Origin of the sequence: Aeromonas sp. s9 (assembly GCF_040907765.1) — a bacterium.
GTDB classification, from domain to species: Bacteria; Pseudomonadota; Gammaproteobacteria; order Enterobacterales; family Aeromonadaceae; genus Aeromonas; species Aeromonas caviae.
In genome coordinates, this window is record NZ_JBFOCK010000044.1 from 1 (window position 1) to 22,417 (window position 22,417).

The 22,417-nt window shown below is 62.4% G+C and carries 19 protein-coding genes and 1 pseudogene; 10 read left to right on the plus strand and 10 right to left on the minus strand.

Features of this window, described 5'->3' with window-relative positions:
- From AB5Y54_RS08625 to maiA, 7 genes and pseudogenes are all read left to right on the plus strand, one after another.
- A pseudogene (locus AB5Y54_RS08625) lies at positions 1–600 on the plus strand (ISL3-like element ISAeme19 family transposase); the annotation flags it as partial.
- Positions 601–700: 100 nt separating this feature from the next.
- On the plus strand, positions 701–1,345 hold the full coding sequence (locus AB5Y54_RS08630) for a TIGR01621 family pseudouridine synthase (RefSeq protein WP_201920746.1): 645 nt from the start codon (positions 701–703) through the stop codon (positions 1,343–1,345).
- On the plus strand, positions 1,342–1,995 hold the full coding sequence (locus tag AB5Y54_RS08635) for an HAD family hydrolase (RefSeq protein WP_049635979.1): 654 nt from the start codon (positions 1,342–1,344) through the stop codon (positions 1,993–1,995). The genes AB5Y54_RS08630 and AB5Y54_RS08635 overlap by 4 nt, the downstream gene beginning before the upstream one ends.
- A 239-nt stretch (positions 1,996–2,234) precedes the next feature.
- Positions 2,235–3,389 (plus strand): 4-hydroxyphenylpyruvate dioxygenase, encoded by a 1,155-nt coding sequence (gene hppD, locus AB5Y54_RS08640; RefSeq protein ID WP_201920743.1) that lies wholly within the window; start codon positions 2,235–2,237, stop codon positions 3,387–3,389.
- Entirely contained in the window at positions 3,382–4,530 is a 1,149-nt protein-coding gene (locus AB5Y54_RS08645; protein WP_201985241.1) for a homogentisate 1,2-dioxygenase, read from the plus strand. The genes hppD and AB5Y54_RS08645 overlap by 8 nt, the downstream gene beginning before the upstream one ends.
- A gap of 10 nt (positions 4,531–4,540) precedes the next feature.
- A complete protein-coding gene (locus AB5Y54_RS08650) occupies positions 4,541–5,539 on the plus strand; it encodes a fumarylacetoacetate hydrolase family protein (RefSeq protein ID WP_103242964.1) in 999 nt (332 codons plus the stop codon).
- 69 nt (positions 5,540–5,608) lie between these two features.
- On the plus strand, positions 5,609–6,247 hold the full coding sequence (gene maiA / locus AB5Y54_RS08655) for a maleylacetoacetate isomerase (RefSeq protein ID WP_199767321.1): 639 nt from the start codon (positions 5,609–5,611) through the stop codon (positions 6,245–6,247).
- Between the two features lie 72 nt (positions 6,248–6,319).
- Here maiA and AB5Y54_RS08660 read toward each other — a convergent pair whose 3' ends face one another.
- From AB5Y54_RS08660 to AB5Y54_RS08680, 5 genes are all read right to left on the minus strand, one after another.
- On the minus strand, positions 6,320–6,943 hold the full coding sequence (locus tag AB5Y54_RS08660; protein ID WP_201920736.1) for a glutathione S-transferase family protein: 624 nt from the start codon (positions 6,941–6,943) through the stop codon (positions 6,320–6,322).
- Positions 6,944–7,071: 128 nt separating this feature from the next.
- Entirely contained in the window at positions 7,072–7,572 is a 501-nt protein-coding gene (locus AB5Y54_RS08665; RefSeq protein ID WP_052814548.1) for a thioredoxin family protein, read from the minus strand.
- Positions 7,573–7,741: 169 nt separating this feature from the next.
- Positions 7,742–9,406: an asparagine synthase B gene (gene asnB / locus AB5Y54_RS08670; protein WP_201920733.1), complete on the minus strand. Its 1,665-nt coding sequence runs from the start codon at positions 9,404–9,406 to the stop codon at positions 7,742–7,744.
- A 204-nt stretch (positions 9,407–9,610) separates the two neighbouring features.
- Positions 9,611–9,979, minus strand: a complete 369-nt coding sequence (locus tag AB5Y54_RS08675) for a cupin domain-containing protein (protein ID WP_111911474.1) — start codon at positions 9,977–9,979, stop codon at positions 9,611–9,613.
- Positions 9,980–10,121: 142 nt separating this feature from the next.
- Positions 10,122–10,871 (minus strand): HAD-IIA family hydrolase, encoded by a 750-nt coding sequence (locus AB5Y54_RS08680; protein ID WP_052816355.1) that lies wholly within the window; start codon positions 10,869–10,871, stop codon positions 10,122–10,124.
- A gap of 207 nt (positions 10,872–11,078) precedes the next feature.
- Here AB5Y54_RS08680 and AB5Y54_RS08685 point away from each other — a divergent pair, with 207 nt between their 5' ends.
- On the plus strand, positions 11,079–12,098 hold the full coding sequence (locus AB5Y54_RS08685; protein WP_223932027.1) for an adenosine deaminase: 1,020 nt from the start codon (positions 11,079–11,081) through the stop codon (positions 12,096–12,098).
- 78 nt (positions 12,099–12,176) lie between these two features.
- On the opposite strand, the gene AB5Y54_RS08690 is transcribed toward AB5Y54_RS08685, so the two are convergent.
- From AB5Y54_RS08690 to AB5Y54_RS08710, 5 genes are all read right to left on the minus strand, one after another.
- Positions 12,177–13,163 (minus strand): zinc-binding dehydrogenase, encoded by a 987-nt coding sequence (locus tag AB5Y54_RS08690; RefSeq protein ID WP_223932028.1) that lies wholly within the window; start codon positions 13,161–13,163, stop codon positions 12,177–12,179.
- Between the two features lie 138 nt (positions 13,164–13,301).
- Positions 13,302–14,411, minus strand: a complete 1,110-nt coding sequence (locus tag AB5Y54_RS08695) for an alkene reductase (protein ID WP_223932029.1) — start codon at positions 14,409–14,411, stop codon at positions 13,302–13,304.
- Positions 14,412–14,586: 175 nt separating this feature from the next.
- A complete protein-coding gene (locus AB5Y54_RS08700) occupies positions 14,587–16,128 on the minus strand; it encodes a TerC family protein (protein WP_202041848.1) in 1,542 nt (513 codons plus the stop codon).
- Between the two features lie 638 nt (positions 16,129–16,766).
- On the minus strand, positions 16,767–17,294 hold the full coding sequence (locus tag AB5Y54_RS08705) for a hypothetical protein (protein ID WP_143237681.1): 528 nt from the start codon (positions 17,292–17,294) through the stop codon (positions 16,767–16,769).
- Positions 17,295–17,651: 357 nt separating this feature from the next.
- Positions 17,652–18,578: a cation diffusion facilitator family transporter gene (locus AB5Y54_RS08710; RefSeq protein ID WP_143237680.1), complete on the minus strand. Its 927-nt coding sequence runs from the start codon at positions 18,576–18,578 to the stop codon at positions 17,652–17,654.
- Between the two features lie 169 nt (positions 18,579–18,747).
- Here AB5Y54_RS08710 and AB5Y54_RS08715 point away from each other — a divergent pair, with 169 nt between their 5' ends.
- Positions 18,748–21,804 (plus strand): FAD-binding and (Fe-S)-binding domain-containing protein, encoded by a 3,057-nt coding sequence (locus AB5Y54_RS08715; RefSeq protein ID WP_201920723.1) that lies wholly within the window; start codon positions 18,748–18,750, stop codon positions 21,802–21,804.
- Positions 21,804–22,292, plus strand: a complete 489-nt coding sequence (locus AB5Y54_RS08720) for a hypothetical protein (RefSeq protein WP_128344657.1) — start codon at positions 21,804–21,806, stop codon at positions 22,290–22,292. The genes AB5Y54_RS08715 and AB5Y54_RS08720 overlap by 1 nt, the downstream gene beginning before the upstream one ends.
- The last annotated feature ends 125 nt before the right edge of the window (positions 22,293–22,417 follow it).

Below are 22,417 nucleotides of genomic sequence, written 5' to 3' on the forward strand. Positions count from 1 at the left end.
CAGATTGAGGCGGTGGCGATGGACATGAACACGGCGTTCGACCTGGAGGTGAAGCAACACTGCCCGCAGGCGGAGGTGGTCTACGACCTGTTCCACGTGGTGGCTCGCTATGGCCGAGAGGTGGTGGACCGGGTGCGAGTGGAGCAGGCGAATGCACTGAAAAGCGATAAACCGGCGCGAAAAGTGGTCAAAAGTGCGCGTTGGTTGCTGCTACGTAATCGGACGAAGCTGAGTGAAAAACAGGATGTGAAGTTGCAGGAGCTGTTGGCGGCGAATCAACCGCTGGCGATGGTGTACGTGCTGAAAGAGGCGTTGAAGGGCATCTGGTATGCGCCGAGCGTGTGGGAAGGATGGCGACGATGGCGGAGCTGGATGCGGCAGGTGAAGGAAAGCGGGCTAGCGCCGCTGCAACGATTTGGTCGAAATTTATCGAAATATATGCGGGGGATCCTGGCGAGTGCAAACTACCCGATGCACACGAGTGTGCTGGAAGGGGTGAACAACAAGATCAAAGTGATAAAGCGCATGGCATATGGATTTAGGGACTCAGAATACTTTTTTCTGAAAATCAAGGCGGCCTTCCCCGGAAAGCCGCGATGAACCTTTTTTCATTCGTGCGATTCTTGTGCTGAGGGTCCATGAAGATGGCCTGCAGGCCTGCATTCAAGTTGTTAACAAGTAACATTCTAAAGGGTTATACATGTACCGGATACTATTGCAGCACAAAGATTTCATGGTGATCAACAAGCGTCCGGGCATTGGCATGCACGATGATGCCGGCGAGCCGGGTCTCGTCAATCGGGTCAGAATGGATACCGGTCTTGACCTCTATCCGGTCCATCGACTGGACAAGATGACCTCTGGGCTGGTGCTGCTGGCCCGCACCGCCGAAGCGAATCGCGCCCTCAGCATGGCTTTCGCGGCGCGGGAAGTGAGCAAGCAGTATCTGGCACTCTCCGATCGCAAGCCGAAGAAGAAGCAGGGCTGGGTGAAGGGGGACATGGAGAAAGGGCGAGGCGGCAGCTGGATGCTGAGCCGCACCCAGGATAACCCGGCCATCAGCTGGTTCGACTCCGTTTCGGTGCGCGAGGGGCTGCGCCTTTATCGCATCAAGCCCCGGACCGGCAAGACCCACCAGATCCGGGTGGCCTTGAAGAGCGTGGGAGCCGCCATCCTCGGAGATGAGCGTTACGGCGGCACGGCGGCGGATCGCGGTTATCTGCACGCCTGGCGCCTCGCCTTCACCCTGGCAGGTGAGAGCTTCGATCTCGTTTGTCCGCCCGATGAGGGGGCGCTGTTCCTCCTGCCCGAGTTGCATGCCGCCATCGCAGAGATCACCGAATGAGCGCTGCAACCGCGAGAGTCCCAGCCCGTGGCTGGATCCTGGCCGACTTCGATGACACCCTGGCGCCGGATGACAGCCATGCGGGGTTGCTGCGTTTCATCTTGCGCCGCCGTATCTGGCCGCTGCTGCTGTGGCCACTGATGGCGTTCGGTGCCGTGATCTATCTGCTGCCAGGTCAGCGCAGTCGCGGCATTGCACTCATCTGGTGGGCCATCACCCTCGGGCTATCCCCCCTGGCCTGGCGCGCCCTGGTACGGCAGTACAGCCTGACCCGGCCCGGTCTGTATCGGGAGGCGCGAGCCCTCCTGACGGGGGAGGGGCACCGCTGCTGGGTCATCTCCGCCAGTCCCCGCGCCCTGGTCCGTGCCCAGCTCCATCGTCAACTGCCAAGGCTCCCTCACCGCATCATCGGCTCGCGGATGGGTTACCGTTTCGGCGGCCTGGTGCCGCGCTTCTATTGCCATGGCAGGCACAAGCTGCTGCCCGAGCTCCTGACCCTGGAGGCCGCACTCACCCTGAGTGACAGCCTGCACGATCTGCCCCTGCTGGCGTTGGGGGAGCAGGCCTGGCTCATCAACCCGCAAAGGACTCGATTGCTAAAGGCGAGGGCGGTGCTGCCCCATATCGAACCCCGTTATTGGTCGCTGTAAGGCAAAGCTGACAGCCTTGCGGGACGCTAACGAGCGCAGTGCAAGGTTGGGGCTGCTATGTCACATTTCATTTACATTTTTTGGCGCGGATCCCCGCCAAACTATCTGAACGCCGCCCCTTCTCATTCCCTGCGCTCGCCACTCTAATGAAACAAGTTGTTAACAAAGCCGTGCGGGCTGCCTGTCGAGCCCTTGCGGCGTGAACCGTTTCGTTATCAGTTCATCGCAAGGAGCGCATTATGACCACCCCTTCTTCCCGTACTCACACCATCAACCCCCTTGGCACCGACGGGTTTGAGTTCGTCGAGTACACGGCGCCGGATCTCAAGGGCATTGCGGCTCTCAAGGCGCTGTTCGTCTCACTGGGCTTTGCCGAAGTGGCCAAGCACAGGCACAAGCAGTGCTGGCTCTATCGCCAGGGGGACATCAACTTCGTGGTCAATGCCGAGCCCCACTCCCAGGCGGAGGAGTTTGCCCGGGCCCATGGTCCGAGCGTGTGCGGCATGGCGTTTCGGGTGAGCGATGCCGGCCGTGCCCAGCAGTACGCCATTGGCCAGGGGGCCAAGCCGTTTGTGGGCAAAATCGGCCCCATGGAGCTCAACATCCCCGCCATCTACGGCATCGGCGAGAGCACCCTCTCCTTTGTCGATCGCTATGGCGATCGGGGCTCCATCTATGACGTGGACTTTATCTTCTACCCCGACTGGCAGGCCCGCATGGCCGAGGTGGACGCGGGGCTCTATGAGATCGACCACCTGACCCACAACGTCCATCGCGGCAACATGAACCTCTGGTCGAATTTCTACGAGCGGATCGGCAACTTCCGGGAAATCCGCTATTTCGACATCGAGGGCAAGCTGACCGGATTGCACTCGCGCGCCATGACGGCCCCCTGCGGCAAAATTCGCATCCCCATCAACGAGTCGGCGGACGACAAGTCCCAGATAGAGGAGTACCTGCGCCAGTACAAGGGGGAGGGGATCCAGCACATCGCGCTCGCCTCTGCCGACATCTATCGCACCATCCGCACGCTCAGAGGGCGGGGAACCGGCTTCATGCCGACGCCGGACACCTACTACGAGAAGGTGGACAGCCGGGTCGCGGGTCATCAGGAGGATCTGGCGGCGCTGAAAGAGCTGCGCATCCTCATCGACGGCTCGCCGACGAAGGACGGCATCCTGCTGCAGATCTTCACCGACACCGTCATCGGTCCCGTGTTCTTCGAGATCATCCAGCGCAAGGGCAACGAGGGCTTTGGTGAGGGCAACTTCCAGGCATTGTTCGAATCCATCGAGCTGGATCAGATCCGCCGTGGCGTGCTGGACGGATCCACGCAAGGGGAGGTGAACAGTGCCGCGCAGGGCCAGAAAAACGGAGAACCGAGCGATGCGTAACTGGATAAGCTTCCCCCATCGGGAGGGAACCCACTCCCGCCAGGCCCATGCCGACCTGCCGGAGCAGGCCATCTATGAGCGCGAGCTGGGGCGCTCGGGCTTCTTCGGTCCGGCCACCCACATGCACCACAAGCACGCACCCACCGACTGGGTCAACTGGGAGGGGCCGCTTCGGCCACGGGCGTTTGACTTGAACGATCTGCAGGAGGAGGTGAGCTCTCTCTCCCCCTGGGTGATGCCGGATCTGCTCAGCAACCCCCACTGCCGCTACCGCATCTGGCGCCTGCATGAGCCCATGCCGTTTCTGGTGCGAAACGCCGATGGCGACGAGCTCCTGTTCATTCACGAGGGGAGCGGTGAGTTTTACTGCGACTACGGGCACCTCATCTTGAGAGATGGCGACTATGTGGTGATCCCCCGTGGCACCATGTGGCGCATCGAGCCGACGGCGCCCCTCTTCATCCTGATGATCGAGGCGACGGAAGACAGTTATCAGCTGCCGGACAAGGGACTGGTGGGCAATCACGCCATCTTCGATCCGGCGGCCCTGGACGTGCCCGCCATCAATGAGCGCTTCCTGGCCCAGCAGGATGAAAACCCCTGGTCGCTGCAGATCAAGCGCCACGATCAGGTCTCGGTCGTCACCTGGCCGTTCAACCCGCTGGATGCACAAGGGTGGCACGGGGACTTGTGCGTGGTGCGCCTCAACTGGCGGGATATCCGCCCGCTGATGAGCCACCGCTACCACCTGCCTCCCTCGGCCCACACCACCTTCGTGGCGAGCCGGTTCGTGGTCTGCACCTTCGTGCCGCGTCCCATCGAGAGCGACCCAGGTGCCCTGCGGGTGCCCTTCTACCACAGCAACGACGACTTCGACGAAGTGCTCTTCTACCACGCCGGGGACTTCTTCAGCCGGGACAACATCAAGCGGGGCATGGTCACCTTTCACCCTGCCGGCTTCACCCACGGCCCCCATCCCAAGGCCTTTGCGGCGGGGCTGGCCCATGCCAAGACCTTCACCGACGAGGTGGCGGTGATGCTCGACACCCGTGATGCCCTGGCTGTCGGCCCGATCTGCGAAGGGGTCGAACACCCCGGTTATGTCACCAGCTGGCAGCGTCCAGAGACGCTCGGCAAATAAGGAATTCGATATGAAACTGGCAACCCTGAACAATGGCAAGCGCGACGGCGCCCTGGTGGTGGTGAGCCGCGATCTGGCGCGCGCCGTCCACGTGACGACCATTGCTCCGACCCTGCAGTCGGCCCTCGATCAGTGGGACGAAGTGGCGCCGCAATTGGCGAACGTCTATCAGCGACTCAACGAGGGCGCCTGCCCCGACGCCTTCCCCTTCGATGAGGAGGCGTGCCTCTCCCCGCTGCCCCGCGCCTACCAGTGGATTGACGGCAGTGCCTACGTCAATCACGTGGAGCTGGTGCGCAAGGCCCGCGGCGCCGACATGCCAGAAAGCTTCTGGCACGATCCCCTGATGTATCAGGGAGGCTCTGACAGCTTCCTGCCGCCCCGTGGCCCCATCGTGATGGGCTCCGAGGAGTGGGGCATCGACTTTGAGTCGGAAATTGCCGTCATCACCGACGACGTGCCCATGGGCACCCGTTCGCAGAGGGCGGCGAGCCACATCAAGCTCTTGATGCTGGTCAACGACGTGAGCCTGCGCAACCTCATTCCCGGGGAGCTTGCCAAGGGCTTCGGCTTCTTCCAGTCCAAGCCCTCCAGCAGCTTCTCGCCGGTGGCCATCACCCCGGACGAGCTGGGGGATGACTGGCGCGATGGCAAGGTCCACCTGCCCCTGGTGACCCACCTCAACGGCGCCCTGTTCGGGCAGCCCGACGCCGGGGTGGACATGACCTTCAACTTTGATGAGCTGATTGCCCATGCCGCCAAGACAAGGCCGCTCGGGGCGGGCTGCATCATCGGCTCGGGCACCGTCTCCAACTACGACAGAAGCCGGGGATCCTCCTGCCTTGCCGAGCGGCGGATGCTGGAAATTATCGAGTCAGGTCAAGCCACTACACCCTTTCTGCGCTTTGGTGATACAGTGTCCATCGCGATGCAGGATCGCAACGGGATGAGTCTGTTTGGCACCATTTTGCAGCGGGTCACGCAAGCAACGGCCGAGCGGACGAGCTAGGAGAGCCCGACCCCGGGAGGGGCGGGCGACACGGCAGGTGGCAGACACCTGCCACCACAGGGACACACTATGCTGCAGTTGTTTGGATATTGGCGCTCATCGGCCAGCTTTCGCGTGCGTTTGGTACTGCAACTCAAGGGGCTCGATTATGAGCAGCACCCGGTCAACTTGCGGCAGGGTGAGCAGAAGGAGAAGGCCTACCGCCGGGTCAATCCACAGGGACTGGTGCCGTTTCTCGTGGACGATGACGTGCATCTGGGTCAGTCGGTGGCCATCATGGAGTACCTCGACGAGACCTATCCCGCCTACCCCCTGATGCCCTCCGCCCCCATCGAACGTGCCCGGGTGCGCCAGATCGTCAACATGATCGCCTGTGACACCCACCCCCTCAACAACCTGCGCGTGCTGCACTACTTGGAGCAGGAGTTGGGGCAGAGCAAGATGGCGCGGGATGCCTGGTATCGCCACTGGATAGACGAGACCTTCACCGCGCTGGAGCAGCTTCTCATGACCACCGCCGGCATCTATTGCGTGGGCAATGAGGTTACCCTGGCGGACTGCATGCTGGTACCCCAGGTCTACAACGCCCTCCGCTTCGACATGACCCTGGATGACTACCCCACCATTGCGCGCATCGTCGCCAACTGCGAGCAGTTGCAGGCCTTTATCAAGGCCGCCCCCGCCAATCAGCCGGATGCCCAGCCCTGAAGCTGTGCAGACCGGACCAGCGCGTTGGCCCGGTCTGCCGTCTCTTTCCTTGCCCGAGTTATCTTGCTCGCCTCAGGGCGTGCCATTGGCCCCATAGCGTCGAAACCCCGGCCGCTCTTTCAGTCGCTGATAGTAGTCGTCCACGGCGGGTAGCGACGGGCGATCATAGGGCGTCTCCAGCCAGCGGTTGACTGACAGCCCGATGGGAATATCTGCCAGCGAGAAGTGCGGACCGGCCACATATCCTCCGGTTGTTTGAAGCTGTCTCTCCAGGATCTCCATGCAGTGAGACCACTGCAGGCAAGCTGCGTGAAGGGCCTGATGGTCTTGATGCTGGGGAGAGCGCCTCACCAGCGACAGGAAGGCGTAGCGCCAGGCGGTGTTCAAGTCCGATGCCTGCCAGTCAATCCATTGATCGACCCTGGCCCTGGCTCTCGCCTCGGCGGGATAGAGTGCATTGGCACCATGGCGCGTCGCCAGGTAGCGGATGATGGTGTTCGACTCCCACAGCGTAAAATCCTCATCCTGAATGACGGGCACCATGGCATTGGGGTTGAGCGCCAGAAACGCCGGGGTGTCCGTGGGTTTTAAGCCGGATCCCCACTCCTCCAGCTCGAAGGGGAGGGCCAGTTCGGCGCAAGTCCACAGTACCTTGCGCACATTGATTGACGACACCTTGCCCAGTATTCGCAACATCTTTTTCGTCCTTGTCCGGGGTGATGGATGGCCTGTTTGTCGCAGACATGCCACTTCCCTGTTTGCGTAGCCATCAGGGCCCTGCACTGTCACTGACCGTGCGGGGCCCTGTTTTATTGACTGGCGAGTCAGCCGTGGGTGGTCCTGGGCTGGAAATAGGCGATAAATTTGCCGAGTTTCTCCCCGTCGTAACTCTTCCCCTTCTCCAGCAGCCCGGTGTTGAAGGACTCGAGCAGCCTGCCTTTGGCATCCAGCACGTAGAAGTGGGGGACCCCCAGATATTCGGGATAGGCTTTCAGGAAGGATTCATTCTTGTTCTGCTCGCTGACGTTCACCTTGACCACCACGAAGGTGCGGTTGAGCTGGCCGGCGAGATCGGGTTCCCGGTCCAGAAAGCGGTTCATCTCCTGGCACCAGCTGCACCATTCGCCCCCCACCAGCAGCAGGACTTTCTTGCCCTCGGCACTGGCCTTGGCGGTAGCGGCGGCGAGATCGCGGGCCGGATCCCGCGTCTCGTCATAACCCTGGCTGTAATCGGGCAGGCTCTGACTCCAGAGGTGGTCGCCCGCGCAGGTGGCGCCATTGAAAAGGAGGGAGCCCAGCATCAGGGGCAGTAACAGTCGTTTCATGGTCTCTTCCTTGTGTCGTTATCTTTGCTTCCAGGCGCAGACAATGTGACACGAGGCGTTTCCTGCGCCAAGCCGCAAACAGGGAAGGGGAAGGCAAAAAAAGCGGCAATGGAATGGCAGAAAACAACAAAGCCCCTCGAGAGGGGCTTTGTATTCAGGTCAGGGGCGATCAGTAACCCTGCTGGTGGACGTCCATCACGGCGCGGCCTGACGGGTCGGCCATCTCCTTGAACTTGGCATCCCACTCCAGGGCGGTTGGGGTGGAGCAGGCGACCGACTTGCCGTAGGGCACGGTACGGGCGGCGGACTCCAGCGGGAAGTGCTCGTCGAAGATGGCGCGGTAGTAGTAGGCCTCCTTGGTGAGCGGGGTGTTGATGGGGAAGCGGAACGCCGCCGCCTCGAACATCTGATCCGTCACCTCCTGCTCGACCATGGCCTTGAGGCTGTCTATCCAGGAGTAGCCCACGCCGTCGGAGAACTGCTCCTTCTGGCGCCACGCCACCTCGTGGGGCAGCAGATCCTCGAAGGCTTCCCGCAGGATGTGCTTCTCGATCTTGCCCTTGCCGCACATCTTGTCGGCGGGGTTGAGGCGCATCGCCACGTCCATGAACTCCTTGTCGAGGAAGGGCACGCGGCCCTCCACGCCCCAGGCGGCCATGGACTTGTTGGCCCGCAGGCAGTCGTAGAGGTGCAGGGCGGACAGCTTGCGCACCGTCTCCTCGTGGAACTCCCGGGCGTTGGGCGCCTTGTGGAAGTAGAGGTAGCCGCCGAACAGCTCGTCGGAGCCTTCGCCGGAGAGCACCATCTTGATGCCCATCGCCTTGATGTAGCGTGCCATCAGGTACATGGGCGTGGAGGCGCGGATGGTGGTGACGTCATAGGTCTCGAGGTGATAGATGACGTCCCGCAGGGCATCCAGCCCCTCCTGCACGGTGAAGTGGATCTGGTGGTGGATGGTGCCGAGGTGGTTTGCCACCTTGCGGGCGGCGGCCAAGTCCGGCGAGCCTTCCAGGCCGACGGCGAAGGAGTGCAGCTGCGGCCACCAGGCTTCGCTCTTGTCATCGTCTTCGACCCGGCGAGCGGCATAGAGCTTGGTGATGGCGGAGATGACGGACGAATCCAGCCCGCCGGAGAGCAGCACGCCGTAGGGGACGTCACACATCAGCTGGCGCTTGACCGCCGCTTCCAGAGCGGCTTTCAGCTCGGCCTTGTCGCTGACGTTGTGCTCGACTGCGGCGTACTCCATCCAGTCGCGCTTGTACCAAGTTTTAAGTTCGCCATCCTTGCTCCAGAGGTAGTGTCCCGGCGGGAAGGTCTCGACGCTCTTGCACACCGGCACCAGGGCCTTCATCTCGGAGGCGACGTAGAAGTTGCCGTGCTCGTCGCGGCCGGTGTAGAGGGGGATGATCCCCATGTGGTCGCGACCGATAAGATACGCATCCTGCTCGGCGTCATAGAGGATGAAGGCGAAGATGCCGTTGAGATCGTCCAGGAAGGCGGGGCCCTTCTCCTTGTAGAGGGCCAGCAGCACCTCGCAGTCGGAGTGGGTCTGGAACTGGAAATCGACCTTGAGGTTTCTCTCCAGCTCCTTGTGGTTGTAGATCTCGCCGTTGACGGCCAATACGTGGGTGCGCTCGGGGTTGTAGAGCGGCTGGGCGCCGTTGCCCGGATCGACGATGGCCAGGCGCTCGTGCACCAGGATGGCCTTGTCGGAGCTGTAGACGCCGGACCAGTCAGGCCCGCGGTGACGCAGTCGCTTGGACATCTCCAGGGCCGATTTGCGCAGAGTGGCGGAGTCGGTCTTGATGTCCAGAATGCCGAAAATAGAACACATTGGCGGTAATCCTCTTGATTTTTATATGAGCCCCCCACGTTTGGGCTCGAAATTCCATTTACATTCCTCGCCAATCACAATGCCTAGCGGAAAACCCTTTTGCAAGCGGGAAAACCGCAGAAAATCATGCCGTAAGCGTCAAGCCGTGCCAGGGGATGGTCACCGCCCGGTCGCCCGGAAAAGGGAACGAGGTTGACGTGCGCGTCAGGTCGCGGCGGGTTCGAAGATCACATAGAGCTTGCGACAGGCCACCAGGGTCTCCCACTCGCCGACGAAGCCCGCCGGGATGACGAATTGATCGCCCGGCTTGAGGTGCAGCTGGCCTCCCTGACCGTCGTGGATCCGCGCCTCCCCCTCCAGCAACTGGCAATACTCGTGCTCGGTGTAGTGCACGGCCCAGCGGCCCGGCTCGCAGGCCCAGAAGCCCACGTGAAACTGCTGGCTCGGGTCCGAGTAGTGATTCCACAGGGTCTGGCTCGGGTTGCCGGCCCGGATCCGCTCGGGGGCGGGCATCAGCGGGGTGGGGGAGACGGGGTGCTGGTCCAGCAGGATCCAGTCGTTCAGGCTCTTCATGGTGCGTCCTTGCGGTGGCGAGGGGAGCATCCTGCTCCCGTTTAGTTTGTTTAACAATGTTGCGGTTACGTTAAACGAAACGGGCCCCCTTTGCCAAGGGGGCCCGTGTTGTGCGCTTGCCGCCCGGGGGCGGGGCAGGGGATCAGACGATGTCGATGTCGACCACGGAGTCGAAGATGTGGTTCGGCCGAAACGGCATGCGGTCGATGTCCGCCACCTTGCTCACCCCGGAGAGCACCAGCACCGTCTCGAGACCGGCCTGGAAGCCCGCCAGTATGTCGGTGCGCAGGTTGTCGCCGATGATGATGGTGTCGTCGGAGTGGGCCTCCATCCGGTTGAGCGCCGCGCGGATGATCCAGGCGCTCGGCTTGCCCACGTAGAAGGGCTTCTTGCCGGTCATCCGCTCGATGGGGGCGCACAGGGCGCCGCAGGCCGGGTGCATCAATGGGCCGTGGGTGTCCGGGTTGGTGGCAATGAAGCGGGCCCCCTGATCCACGAACTTGGCCCCCAGCTGCATCATGGACCAGTTGTAGTTGCGGGTCTCCCCCACCACCACGAAGTCGGGATCGATGTCGGTGATGGTGAAGCCCGCCTTGTAGAGCTCGTGGGTCAGGGCCCCTTCGCCGATCACATAGGCCTTCTTGCCGTCCTGACGCTTGAGGAAGTCGGCGGTGCCCATGGCGGAGGTATAGAAGCACTCCTCCGGCACCTCGATGCCGGCGGAGCGGAAGCGGTTTTGCAGATCTTTCTGGGTCTGGGCCGGGTAGTTGGTGAGAAACAGCAGCTTGCTGCCCTGCTCCAGCAGGCGATGGACGAAGCGATCGGCGCCGGGCACCAGATCGTTGTTGTGCAGGATGACGCCGTCGATGTCGCAGATGACGCTTTTTTTCATGGGGACTCCTTGTGTAGGCGCAAGAGGCGGCGGAACGTTGCGCCAACCCTCAAGATCTTCAAATAGTTATGTTGTTTTTTGTGACGCCATTATAAGGCGCTTTGATGACAAGTCTCCCCCGGCGGGCCAGATGGGTGCACAATGGAAGACAAGGGAGGGCGCCGCCCCGGTGGTGCCCGCACAGGATCTGACGATGGAGCCGTCATCATGGAGCACTTTATTGCCGGCTTGCCCAAGCTGGAACTGCACCTGCATATCGAGGGCACCCTGGAGCCCGAGCTGATGTTTGCCCTTGGCCAGCGCAACGGCGTGACCCTGCCCTGGCCCGACGTGGCGAGCCTGAGGGCCGCCTATGAGTTCGACGGCCTGCAATCCTTCCTCGATCTCTACTACCTGGGGGCCAGCGTGCTCGTCACCGAGCAGGATTTTTTTGACCTCACCTGGGCCTATCTGGAGCGCTGCGCCGCCGACAAGGTGGTGCACGTGGAGATCTTCTTCGATCCCCAGACCCATACCGCTCGCGGCATTGCGTTCGAGACGGTGCTGGGGGGCATAGAGCGGGCGCTGCAGGAGGCGGAGCGGGTGTTCGGTATCAGCTGGCGCCTTATCATGAGCTTCCTGCGCCACCTGAGCGAGGAGGCGGCCTTCGCCACGCTGGCAGAGGCAAGCCCCTTCCTCTCCCGCATCCACGGCTTCGGTCTCGACTCGAGCGAGCTTGGCAACCCGCCCGGCAAGTTTGCCCGGGTCTTTGCCCGCTGCCGGGAGCTGGGGCTGCCGGTGGTGGCCCACGCCGGGGAGGAGGGGCCGGCGGCGTACATCTGGCAGACCATACGGGAGCTTGAGGTGAAGCGCATCGATCACGGGGTGCGCTGCAGCGAGGATCCCGAGCTGCTGAGCTATCTGGCGGATACCCGGCTGCCGCTCACCGTCTGCCCCCTCTCCAACGTGCGGCTCAAGGTGTTTGACGAGATGGCGCACCACAACGTGCTGACTCTGCTGGAGCAGGGGCTCTGCGTCACCATCAACTCCGACGATCCCGCCTATTTTGGCGGCTACCTGACGGCCAACTTCCGGGCGCTGGTGCAAGCGCTCGGCGCCAGCCGGGAGCAGCTCTGCCGCCTGTGCCTCAATGCGGTGGAGGCGAGCTGGCTGAGCCTTGCGGACAAGGTGCGTCTGACCCGGGACATTCGCCTCCATGCCGCCCTGCACGGGGTGAGCCTGCACTGAGCAGGCCGCCTTGCACACCTTGAATGGAGGAGGCCCGCCATGGCTGGCGGGCCTCTTTGTGCCATCGTTGGGCGGGTATCAACCCACCCGCACCAGATACTTCTCTCCTTGTCCCTCCTGCTTGACGCGGGTGAGCAGGGCAGGCAGGGCGTCGAAGTCGCCCACCACCAGCGGCGGCAGGGTCAGCTCGCCGCTCGCCATCTGCGCCATCATGGCGACACCGGCCGCTACCAGACGGCTCCACTGTTTGTCCGAGCCAAAGGGGTGCTGGGCGCCGAGGGCAATCTCGTGCAATGAGTGGCAATGGCTAAAGGCGGGCAGCGGATTGCGCGCGATGCGCCCGAGCACCGTCACCATGTGGCCGTAATAGCCAAGGGCAGGCAGCAAGGCTTCTGCCTGCTGGCTGGAGACCAGATCGATGATCCCCTCGAAGGGTTCACCGCCGTTGGCGGCCTGCAACTGGGCCAGCCAGTCGGGATCCCGATAGTCCGCCACCCCCTGCACGCCTAGCTGTTTGAGCCACTGGTGGTGGCGCGGGCTGGCGCTGGCAAAGACGCAGGCCCCCTGCTTAAGGGCAAGTTGCACCGCGAAGCGGCCGACACTGCTGCCAGCCCCCGTGATGAGCAGGGCCTCCCCGTGCAGGTGAGGCAGCTTGGCCAGCGCCTGCCAGGCGGTGAGGCCGGGGCAGGGGAGCGCGGCGGCCGCCTCGTCGCTCAGGGCATGGGGCACCGGCATCAGGGCGCGAGCCGGCACCAGGGTGTGGCGGGCAAAGCTGCCGCCGTGGCGCAGGTCGGTGTGATAGGCGACCCGGGTGCCGGGGCGCAGGTGGGTGACATTGGCCCCCAGTGCCACCAGGGTGCCCATGCCATCGACGCCGGGCACATGGCCTGGCTGCCAGTGGGGATGACCCTGTTCGATGAGTTTCCAGTCCACCGGATTGAAGGCGATGATCCGGTTGGCGACGAGGACCTCGTCGGGCCCGGGGGTGGGGAGCGCTTGCCGGGTGAGGGTGAGCTGGTCCGGTTCGCCGGGGGCGTGCCAGCACCAGGCCTGGGTATGGTTCATGGTGACTCCTTGAAAGAGAGGGGCGCAGATTGAATCACATGGCGTAACAATGTCTTGGGTTGTTGTTGCACTGGCAAGACAACAAGGCGAGCCCCCTGTTGGAGGGCCCGCCCGGGAAGAGGTTCGGCGCCAGCCGCCTTATGCCCGCTCTGCCCCATAGACGGGGTAATCGGTCAGCCCTTTCTCGCCGCCGCCAAACAGGGTGGCGGGATCATGGGGGGCGAACGGATGGCCGTGGCGCAGGCGGTTCGGCAAGTCGGGGTTGGCCACGAAGGGGCGACCGAAGCCAATCATGTCGGCCCAGCCCGCCTCGATGGCGGCGCGGGCGCGTTCCCCATCGTACTTGCCGGCGTAGATGAGGGTGTTGGGGAAGGCGTCGCGTAGCCCCTGCTTGAAGCTCTCCGCCATCAGGGGGGCGTCGTCCCAGTCCGCTTCCGCGACGTGCAGATAGATCACGCCGAGCTGGCCCAGCAGGCGCGCGGCGGCCAGATAGGTCTCCTGGGGGTTGGCATCCACGGTGCCGTTGAGGGTGGTGAGCGGCGCAAGGCGTACCCCGACCCGGTCGGGACCGATCTCGTCACAGACCGCCTCGGTCACCTCTTTGAGGAAACGCAGCCGGTTTTCGAGCGAACCGCCATAGCCGTCGGTGCGGGTATTGGACTCGGAGTCGAGGAACTGGTTGATGAGGTAGCCGTTGGCGGCGTGCAACTCGATGCCGTCAAAGCCCGCCTCCATGGCGTTGCGGGCGGCCTGGCGAAACTGCCCCACCACGGCGTCGATGTCGGCCTGGGTCATGGCGCGCGGGGTGACGGTCTCCACAAACCCCGGGGCATCGCTGCCGTTGTCGACGAATACCTTCACTCCCTTGGCCTGGATGGCGGAGGAGGAGAGGGGCTGGGCGCTGCCGATGTTGTCAGGATGGGTGACCCGGCCCACGTGCCAGAGCTGGGCGAACATGATGCCCCCCTCGGCGTGGACGGCATCGGTTACCTGCTTCCAACCTGCCACCTGCTCGGCGCTGTGGATGCCCGGTGTCCAGGCGTAGCCCTTGCCCAGGGGATCTATCTGGGTGCCTTCGCTGATGATGAGGCCGGCCCCGGCACGCTGGGCGTAGTAGGTCGCCATCATGGCGTTGGCCACGTCCCCGGGCTGGCTGGCGCGGGAGCGAGTCATGGGGGGCATGACGATGCGGTTGGCAAGGTGCAGCTGGCCGAGGCGAAGGGGGCAGAACAGGGGATCGTGGTGCATGATGGATTCCTCAATCTTTGGGAGTGAGGTGACTCTAAAGGGGATTATTATTGTGAAAAAGAGGGGGTATTGCAGAAGAGAATTGCCGTTATCGCAACAATGGCCCGGGAGGGGCCGGGCTCGCGCCAGAAAAAAGAGGGCCAAAGGCCCTCTTTTGCTGCATTGCCACCGATGATCAGGGGGAGAGTGGGGTGACCCGTACTCGCTCGATGCGCCGCTCGCTCACGGCCATGACCTCGAAGCAGAACTGGCCGAGGTGCAACTGCTGACCGACGTCGGGCAGGCTGCCGAAGTGGGAGAGCAGCATGCCCGCCAGGGTCACGTACTCGTCGCTCTCGCTCACCAGCCCGTCGCAGTTCAGTGCCTGCTCCACCTGATGGATGTTGGTGGTGCCGTGGATGAGCCAATGCTCGCCCTCGCGCACCACATCGGGGGTCTCGTCCTCGTCCGGCAGCTCGCCGACGATGGCCTCCAGCAGATCGTGGTTGGTGACCAGCCCCTGGATGACGCCAAACTCGTCCGCCACCAGAATGAGGCTGCCCCTGGCCTGACGCAGCTCCGCCAGCAGCCGGATCACGTTGATGGTCTGGGGCACGATGACGGGCTCGTTCTGTCTGGCAAGCGCTGCCAGGGATTGCCCCTCGTTGAGGGCAAACAGCAGATCCCGAGCCTTGACCACCCCGATCACCTCGTCCAGCTCCCCGTCACAGACCGGGAACAGGCTGTGGGGGGCCCGTTGCAGCAGGGCACGGATCTCGTCCTCGCTGTCGCTCACGTCGATCCACTCCATCTCGGAGCGCGGGGTCATGATGGTGCGAATGGAACGCTCGGCCAGTGACAGCACGCCGCTCACCATGTAACGCTCCTCTTCACCGAAACCAGGGGGCAGGGGCTGAGTCTGCACCTCTTCTTCGTCCTCCTGCGGGTGGGCTGAGCGTTTGTTCCCCCCCATCAGCTTGAAGATGGCGGCGGTGGTGCGCTCGCGCAGGGGCTGGCGCGCCTCATGGCGCAGGGCACTGCGCTGGGCGAGCTGGTTGAAGAACTCGATGAGCACCGAGAAGCCGATGGCCGCGTAGAGGTAGCCCTTCGGAATGTGGAAGCCGAAGCCCTCCGCCACCAGGCTGAAGCCGATCATCAAGAGGAAGCTCAGGCAGAGCACCACCACAGTGGGATGGGCGTTGACGAAGCGGGTCAGGGGCTTGGAGGCGAGCACCATCACCACCATGGCGATGGTCACGGCCGCCATCATGACGCCCAGGTGATCCACCATGCCGACGGCGGTGATGATGGAGTCCAGGGAGAAGACCGCATCCAGCACCAGGATCTGGGCGATCACCACCCCGAACCCGGCATAGACGCCGGTGCCGCCTTGCTCCTCGGGCTTGGCCTCGAGTCGCTCATGCAGCTCGGAGGTGGCCTTGAACAGCAGGAAGAGTCCGCCTCCCATCAGGATGAGATCCCGACCGGAGAAGGGGTGATCCCAGATGTGCAGCAGAGGAGCCGTGAGGGTGACCAGCCATGACATGATGGTGAGCAGTCCCAGGCGCATCAGCAGGGCCAGGGAGAGACCGATGATGCGCGCCTTGTCCCGCTGGGCGGGGGGCAGTTTTTTCACCAGGATGGCGATGAAGACCAGGTTGTCTATCCCGAGAACGATTTCCAGGATGATCAGGGTAAGCAGACCGACCCAGATTGACGGGTCCAGCAAGAATTCCATGTGATTGACCTCAATGAAGACAGATGCAGTGAATCGTGGTCACGGCGTGGCCGTGGTGACGGAGACGATCGCTTCAGAGGCGTTGGTTGAGCAGGTACAGATAGGCTTTGATGGGAAAAGACGAAGGGCTACTTCGGGGATTGTCCATGATGGGCAATAAAACCTCGGGTCAAAAGTGAGCCCTGATGATAACGACTCGCCGCCATTTGGCAAGGGGGCTGTCAGGGGGACGCGACGAGGGGATTGCCAACGGGAGAGGCAAGGGAAAGGGGCATTGATGCGCAGCCAAGTTTGACTGGAGATAAAAGAGCGACACATTGACACGACCACAAACATAGGTGCTGAACAAGGAAAATAAACGATCTGATACCAACAACCGGATTCATCAGGCTCATATATATCCATTATTTTTGTAATAATTTGTTTCAGGGGGAAATATTGCGGCTGTGTCATGGGAGAAAGAAGGAATAGAGGGGGTTATGGTGTTTGATATGGAGTTATTATTCTAAATTTAACTTGTTCGCCACCAACTAATTCACATGAATCATATATTCAGCGTATAAAAAGCAAGGAGGCCCAGGCCTCCTCGTTTGCGCTCACACGGGTTGTTTCAGGGGACGTTAACCCTGGTCGTCAGGTCAATTGCCGGTATAGGCCGCGCCCTGAACATGCCCCTTCTTGTCGCTCAGACAGGACCAGGGAGCCTCTGCGCCCGGCACCTTGATGGTGACGCCAACCCCGGCTTCCGAGTCCATCACGTCGATCACCTGGAGCTGCTGTTGTGCCACGTCTGTCTTGTCGGAGACCGCCTTGAGACAGGCTTTCTCTGCGAGACTGGCCTTGTGGGCAGTGGCTGAGGCAGTGGCTGCAGCAGGGGCCGCAGAGGAGCCTGGCTGGCAGGTACCCGAGCCTTTCTTGCTGGTGTAGGAGACATCGTACTGGCCCCCGGTGTTGCTGATGGAGAGGGTGACGCCGGCGCCCTTGGCCTCGTAGAACTCCTCGCTGTACTTCTTGAGTTTGGCCTCCTTGCCATTGATATAGACGGGGCCACCTTCATCGCTGTGCATCTGGATTTGACCCGGGCACTGATAATTCAACTGTGGAATGGCGGCGCTCGCCGCACCCGCCATGGCTAGGGTTATGGCAGCGATCAGTACTTTCTTCATGGACATTACCTCAACTGTTTAATGATACGAGATTTATTATTTTATTTTTCCGGTTAACAACAATTCCATTGCCAGGCAGGAAATAGCCTTCATCCCTGATCGGAATAAATAGCGTCGGTACTTTATTTTAGCAACGAATTTTTATTATTTTTCCCTGGGATGAAAGTGAATATTGATCCGGAAGGGGTGGCAAACGTTTTCTCCTGGCGGGTTGAACGGGACAGGGGTAAGGCGCGAGGAGTGAGGGGGTAAGCAGGATGGGGCCTCGACAGAGGAGGGAACTTGGCGGCGGTTGCGCCGGGAGTCATGACGCGGGGCGACTGGGCCCCGCGTTGCAGCGCAATGACGAGCGCCGGATCAGAGCCAGCGTTTCTCGCGGGTGAAGCAGACCGACAGCCAGGCGTCTCCCAGGGTGTCGCCGAGGCGGGACCAGAGCTCCTGGCGCAGGGCATCCTGGCGCTCGACGGGCCACTCCTGGCCGGGGGCCACCAGGATGTTGAGCTCGAGATCGAAGCGGCGGCCGCTTTTCGCCAGGTGGCTGTAGCATTCGATGCCATGGCGCTGGCGCAGGGCCTCGATCTCGTGTTCGACTCGCTGCTTGACCTCTCCCTTGGGGGCGATCTTCAGCACTTCCCGCAGGTTGCGACCGAGCACCTTGATGGGAATGAGGGTGGCGCACAGGGCCAGCAGGGAGACCAGCATGGGGTCTATGTAGCGGTTGTAGTGGCCGTAACCCAGGGTATCGAGCCCGATGGCGACCAGAAAGCCGATGAGCAGGGTGGCGCTGAGCAGGGTATCCACCAGCCACTCCTTGGAGTCCACCCGCACCAGCTCGGAGTTGACCTGCTCGGCCACGTCGGCCTCGATGAGATAGAGGATGCTGCAGAAGAAGGTGGAGACGACGGCATAGATGAGGGCGTGGCCGAGATCGATCTCCCGTCCGCCCGCCAGCAGGGAGGTGATGCCGCCATAGAGGGCACCGAGGCAGAGCAGCAGAATGATGGCGCCGTTGATGACGTTGGCGATGGGTTCGAAATGGGCGTAGCCGTATTGGAAACGGGCGTCGGAGGGGCGGGTAACCAGGTAGGCGGTGATGAGCCCAAGGCCCGTCATGCCCATGCTGAACAGGGTGAAGATGCCGTCCAGCATGATGGCGTTGGAACCGACGAACAGACCATAGCCGATCCCGAAAATGGCAAAGGTGATGCAACCAAACAGCGACAGGGTCAGCGCCTGTTTTTCGGTGCGAATAAGCGTACTGATAACATGGCTGTAGCGAGCCATAAAAGTCCTCCTTTCAAATGGTGAAGATTGCGCGCGCAAGCGGTTTTCTAGCTGATATACTGCCCGCTCACATGTGAGCGGACTGGTTCGGACACCCGCAAAGAGGCAGGCCCGAACGGTCGTTGTCGCCGGAATGCCGGCATCAAGCAAAGGATGGGAACAAGGATTCATGATCCCGAGACTCGATTACCAGGACAGTTTGTCATCTACAACCCTGCAGTTTCTTGAGTTGCTGGCGCGATCAGCATTTCGTGGTGATATCGAAAAGTCTTATGCAAGCCGGTTGGCGATGGCGACGGATAACAGCGTCTATCAGGTAGTACCTCAGGCGGTTCTCTATCCGCGCAGTGCGGACGATATTGCGGTGATGCTCAAGCTGGCCCAGGGGCCCGAGTACGCAACCTTGAGTTTCTTCCCTCGCGGCGGCGGTACCGGTACCAATGGCCAATCCCTGGGCGGCGGCATTATCGTCGATCTCTCGCGCCATATGAACCAGATCATGGAAATTAATCTGGAAGAGGGCTGGGTACGGGCCCAGGCAGGGGTGGTCAAAGACCAGCTCAACGCCTATTTGAAGCCCCACGGCTACTTCTTCTCGCCGGATCTTTCCACCTCCAACCGCGCCACCTTAGGCGGCATGGTCAACACCGACGCCTCGGGGCAGGGGTCGCTGGTGTACGGCAAGACCTCGGATCATGTGCTCGGCCTCAAGGCCGTGCTGGAAAACGGCGATCTCATGGCGACCGAGCCGGTGACCGGCCAGCGTCTGGCGGACAAGCTGGCCCTCGAGACCCGTGAAGGGGAGATCTATCGCACCCTCTATCGCATCGGCCGCGAGCGGCGCGCCGACATCGAAGCCACCTTCCCCAAGCTCAACCGCTTTCTGACCGGTTACGATCTCAAGCACCTCTATCAGCCCGATACCGACACTCTGGACGTGAGCCGGGTGCTGTGCGGCTCGGAAGGCTCCTTGGGCTTCATCACCGAAGCCCGCCTCAACATCACCCCCATCCCGCGCTACCGCACCTTGGTCAACGTCAAGTACGACAGCTTCCCCTCCGCGCTCAGAAATGCCCCCTTTATGGTACAGGCCCACGCCCTGTCGGTGGAGACGGTGGACTCCCGGGTGCTGGGACTGGCCCGCGCCGACATCATCTGGCACTCGGTGAAGGATCTCATCCAGGATGTGCCCGGCAAGGATCTGCAGGGGCTCAACATCGTCGAGTTTGCCGACACCGACGAGGATGCACACAAGGCCAAGGTGGAGGAGCTGTGCCGGCGCATCGACGCCCTGCTGGCCAGGGGGGAGGCGGGGGTCATTGGCTATCAGGTGTGCGACCACCTGCCGAGCATCGAGACCATCTATGGCATGCGCAAGAAGTCGGTGGGGCTGCTCGGCAACGCCGAGGGGCGCAAGAAGCCGGTGGCCTTCACCGAAGACACCGCCGTGCCGCCGGAATCCCTGGCGGACTTCATCATGGAGTTTCGCGCCCTGCTGGACGCTCACGGCCTTGACTACGGCATGTTCGGCCATGTCGATGCCGGGGTGCTGCACGTGCGCCCGGCGCTGGACTTGTGCGATCCCGAGCAGGAGGTGCTGCTGCGGCGCATCTCGGATCAGGTGGTGGCGCTGACCGCCAAATACGGCGGCCTGATGTGGGGGGAGCACGGCAAGGGCTTTCGCTCCGAATACAGCCCCGCCTTCTTCGGCGAGCTGTGGGAAGAGCTGCAACGGGTCAAGGGGGCGTTCGATCCGGCCAACCGCATCAACCCGGGCAAGATCTGCATGCCTTATGGCAGCGGCGCTTCGCTTGTCTCGGTGGACGGGCCCAAGCGCGGCAAGTTCGACCGCCAGATCCCGATTGCCGTGCGCGAGAGCTATACACGGGCCCTCGATTGCAACGGCAACGGTCTGTGTTTCACCTTCGAGACCGACTCCCCCATGTGCCCCTCGGTCAAGATCAGCCGCGACCGCCGTCACTCCCCCAAGGGGCGGGCTGGCCTGATGCGTGAATGGCTGCGCCAGTTGTCGGAGCAGGGCTTCGATCCCCTTGCCGAAGAGGTGGCGCTGCAAAGCGGGGGTCTACGCTTCAAGCAGATCGTCGACAAGTTCCGCAATACGGTGGCCCGCGCCCGGGGCGAGTATGACTTCTCCCACGAGGTGATGGAGGCGATGGAGGGGTGCCTTGCGTGCAAGGCATGCACCAGCCAGTGCCCCATCAAGGTGGATGTACCCACCTTCCGCGCCCGCTTCATGCAGCTCTATCACAGCCGATATCTGCGCGGCCCCAAGGATTACTTCGTGGGCACGGTAGAAAGCTATGCGCCCCTGCTGGCCAAGGCCCCCAAGCTGGTCAACTTCTTCCTCGAAAAAGAGTGGGCCCAGAAGGCGACCGAGAAGAGCATCGGCATGGTGGATGTGCCGCTGCTCTCCGTGCCGACCCTGGCCGAGGAGCTGCGGGATCACCGCGCCCGCTATTTCGATCTGCCAGGCCTCGAGGCCATGAGCCCCGAGCAGCGCCAAAAAGTGGTGCTCATCGTGCAGGACCCCTTCACCAGCTACTACGACGCCCCCGTGGTGCGTGACCTGGTGAAGCTGGCCAGCAAGCTGGGTTATCAGCCCTACCTGCTGCCGTTCAAACCCAACGGCAAGCCTCAGCACGTGAAGGGATTCCTGCGCGCCTTCGCCCGCACTGCTGCCAGCAGCGCCCAGTTCCTCAACAAGGTGGCGGCCCTCGGCATCCCCATGGTGGGGGTCGACCCCTCTCTGGTGCTCTGCTACCGGGACGAGTACGTGAAGGCGCTCGGCCCCGCCCGCGGCGATTTCCAGGTGCTGCTGCCCCAGGAGTGGCTGCTCTCCCTGCCTGCCGAGGCGCTGCCGCTGCGGGAAGAGGCTGGCACCGACCCCTGGTATCTGTTTGCCCACTGCACCGAGAAGACCGCCAAGCCCACCACCCACGGTGACTGGAGCACCCTGTTCGGCCGCTTCGGTGCGCGTTTGCAGCCGGTGTCGGTGGGTTGCTGCGGCATGGCGGGCACCTATGGTCACGACGCCAAACAGGTGGAGAACTCCAAGGGGATCTACGGTCTGAGCTGGGCCGAACCTCTTGAACGCCTGCCCAAGGCTCGCTGCCTGGCCACCGGTTATTCGTGCCGCAGCCAGGTCAAGCGGATGGAGGGGGAGAAGCTCAAGCACCCGCTGCAAGCCCTGCTGGAACTGCTCTGATGCTCCACTTTCCCAAGGGATTCCGGGTGCCAAAGGCATATCGGCACCCGCATTTTCTGTTGCTCCCCACCACGCCGTCCCAGGCCGTGGTGGAGTTTGTCGCCATCCTGCGCGAGCGGGATCAGCTCCATCAGCTGTTTCGCCCGGACGATGTGTGGCCCTCCGCCCATTTCAGCCTGAGTCAGCACGAGGCCGACTTGGAGTGGCAGCACTCCGAGTTTCTGGCCAAGCGCTCCTTTGCCTATGGCCTCTGGAGCCCGGACAGGGAGCCCCGCTTCTGGGGCGGGGTTTACCTCTATCCGTCGGTGCTGCCGGAGGTGCAGGTGGAGCTCTTCTTCTGGAAGGTGGCCGAGGTGCCGCTCACTGACAGCGAACTCGAAGCCGAACTGCGCACCTGGCTCGGCAAGGTATGGCGCTGGTCCGAGCCGCGCCTGCCGGGGCGGGACGGCCCTTGGGCCGAGTGGCCAGGGGTGACCTATCCCTGGTGAGGGTCAATCTCGATGCAAGATGCCCCGGCGTGGGCATCTTTTTTTTTGCTCCTTTTTCGCCGACACTGCTGGTTTGCCACTACAGCGCAGCGATAACCCGTTGATCACGCAAGGAGTCCGCTCAC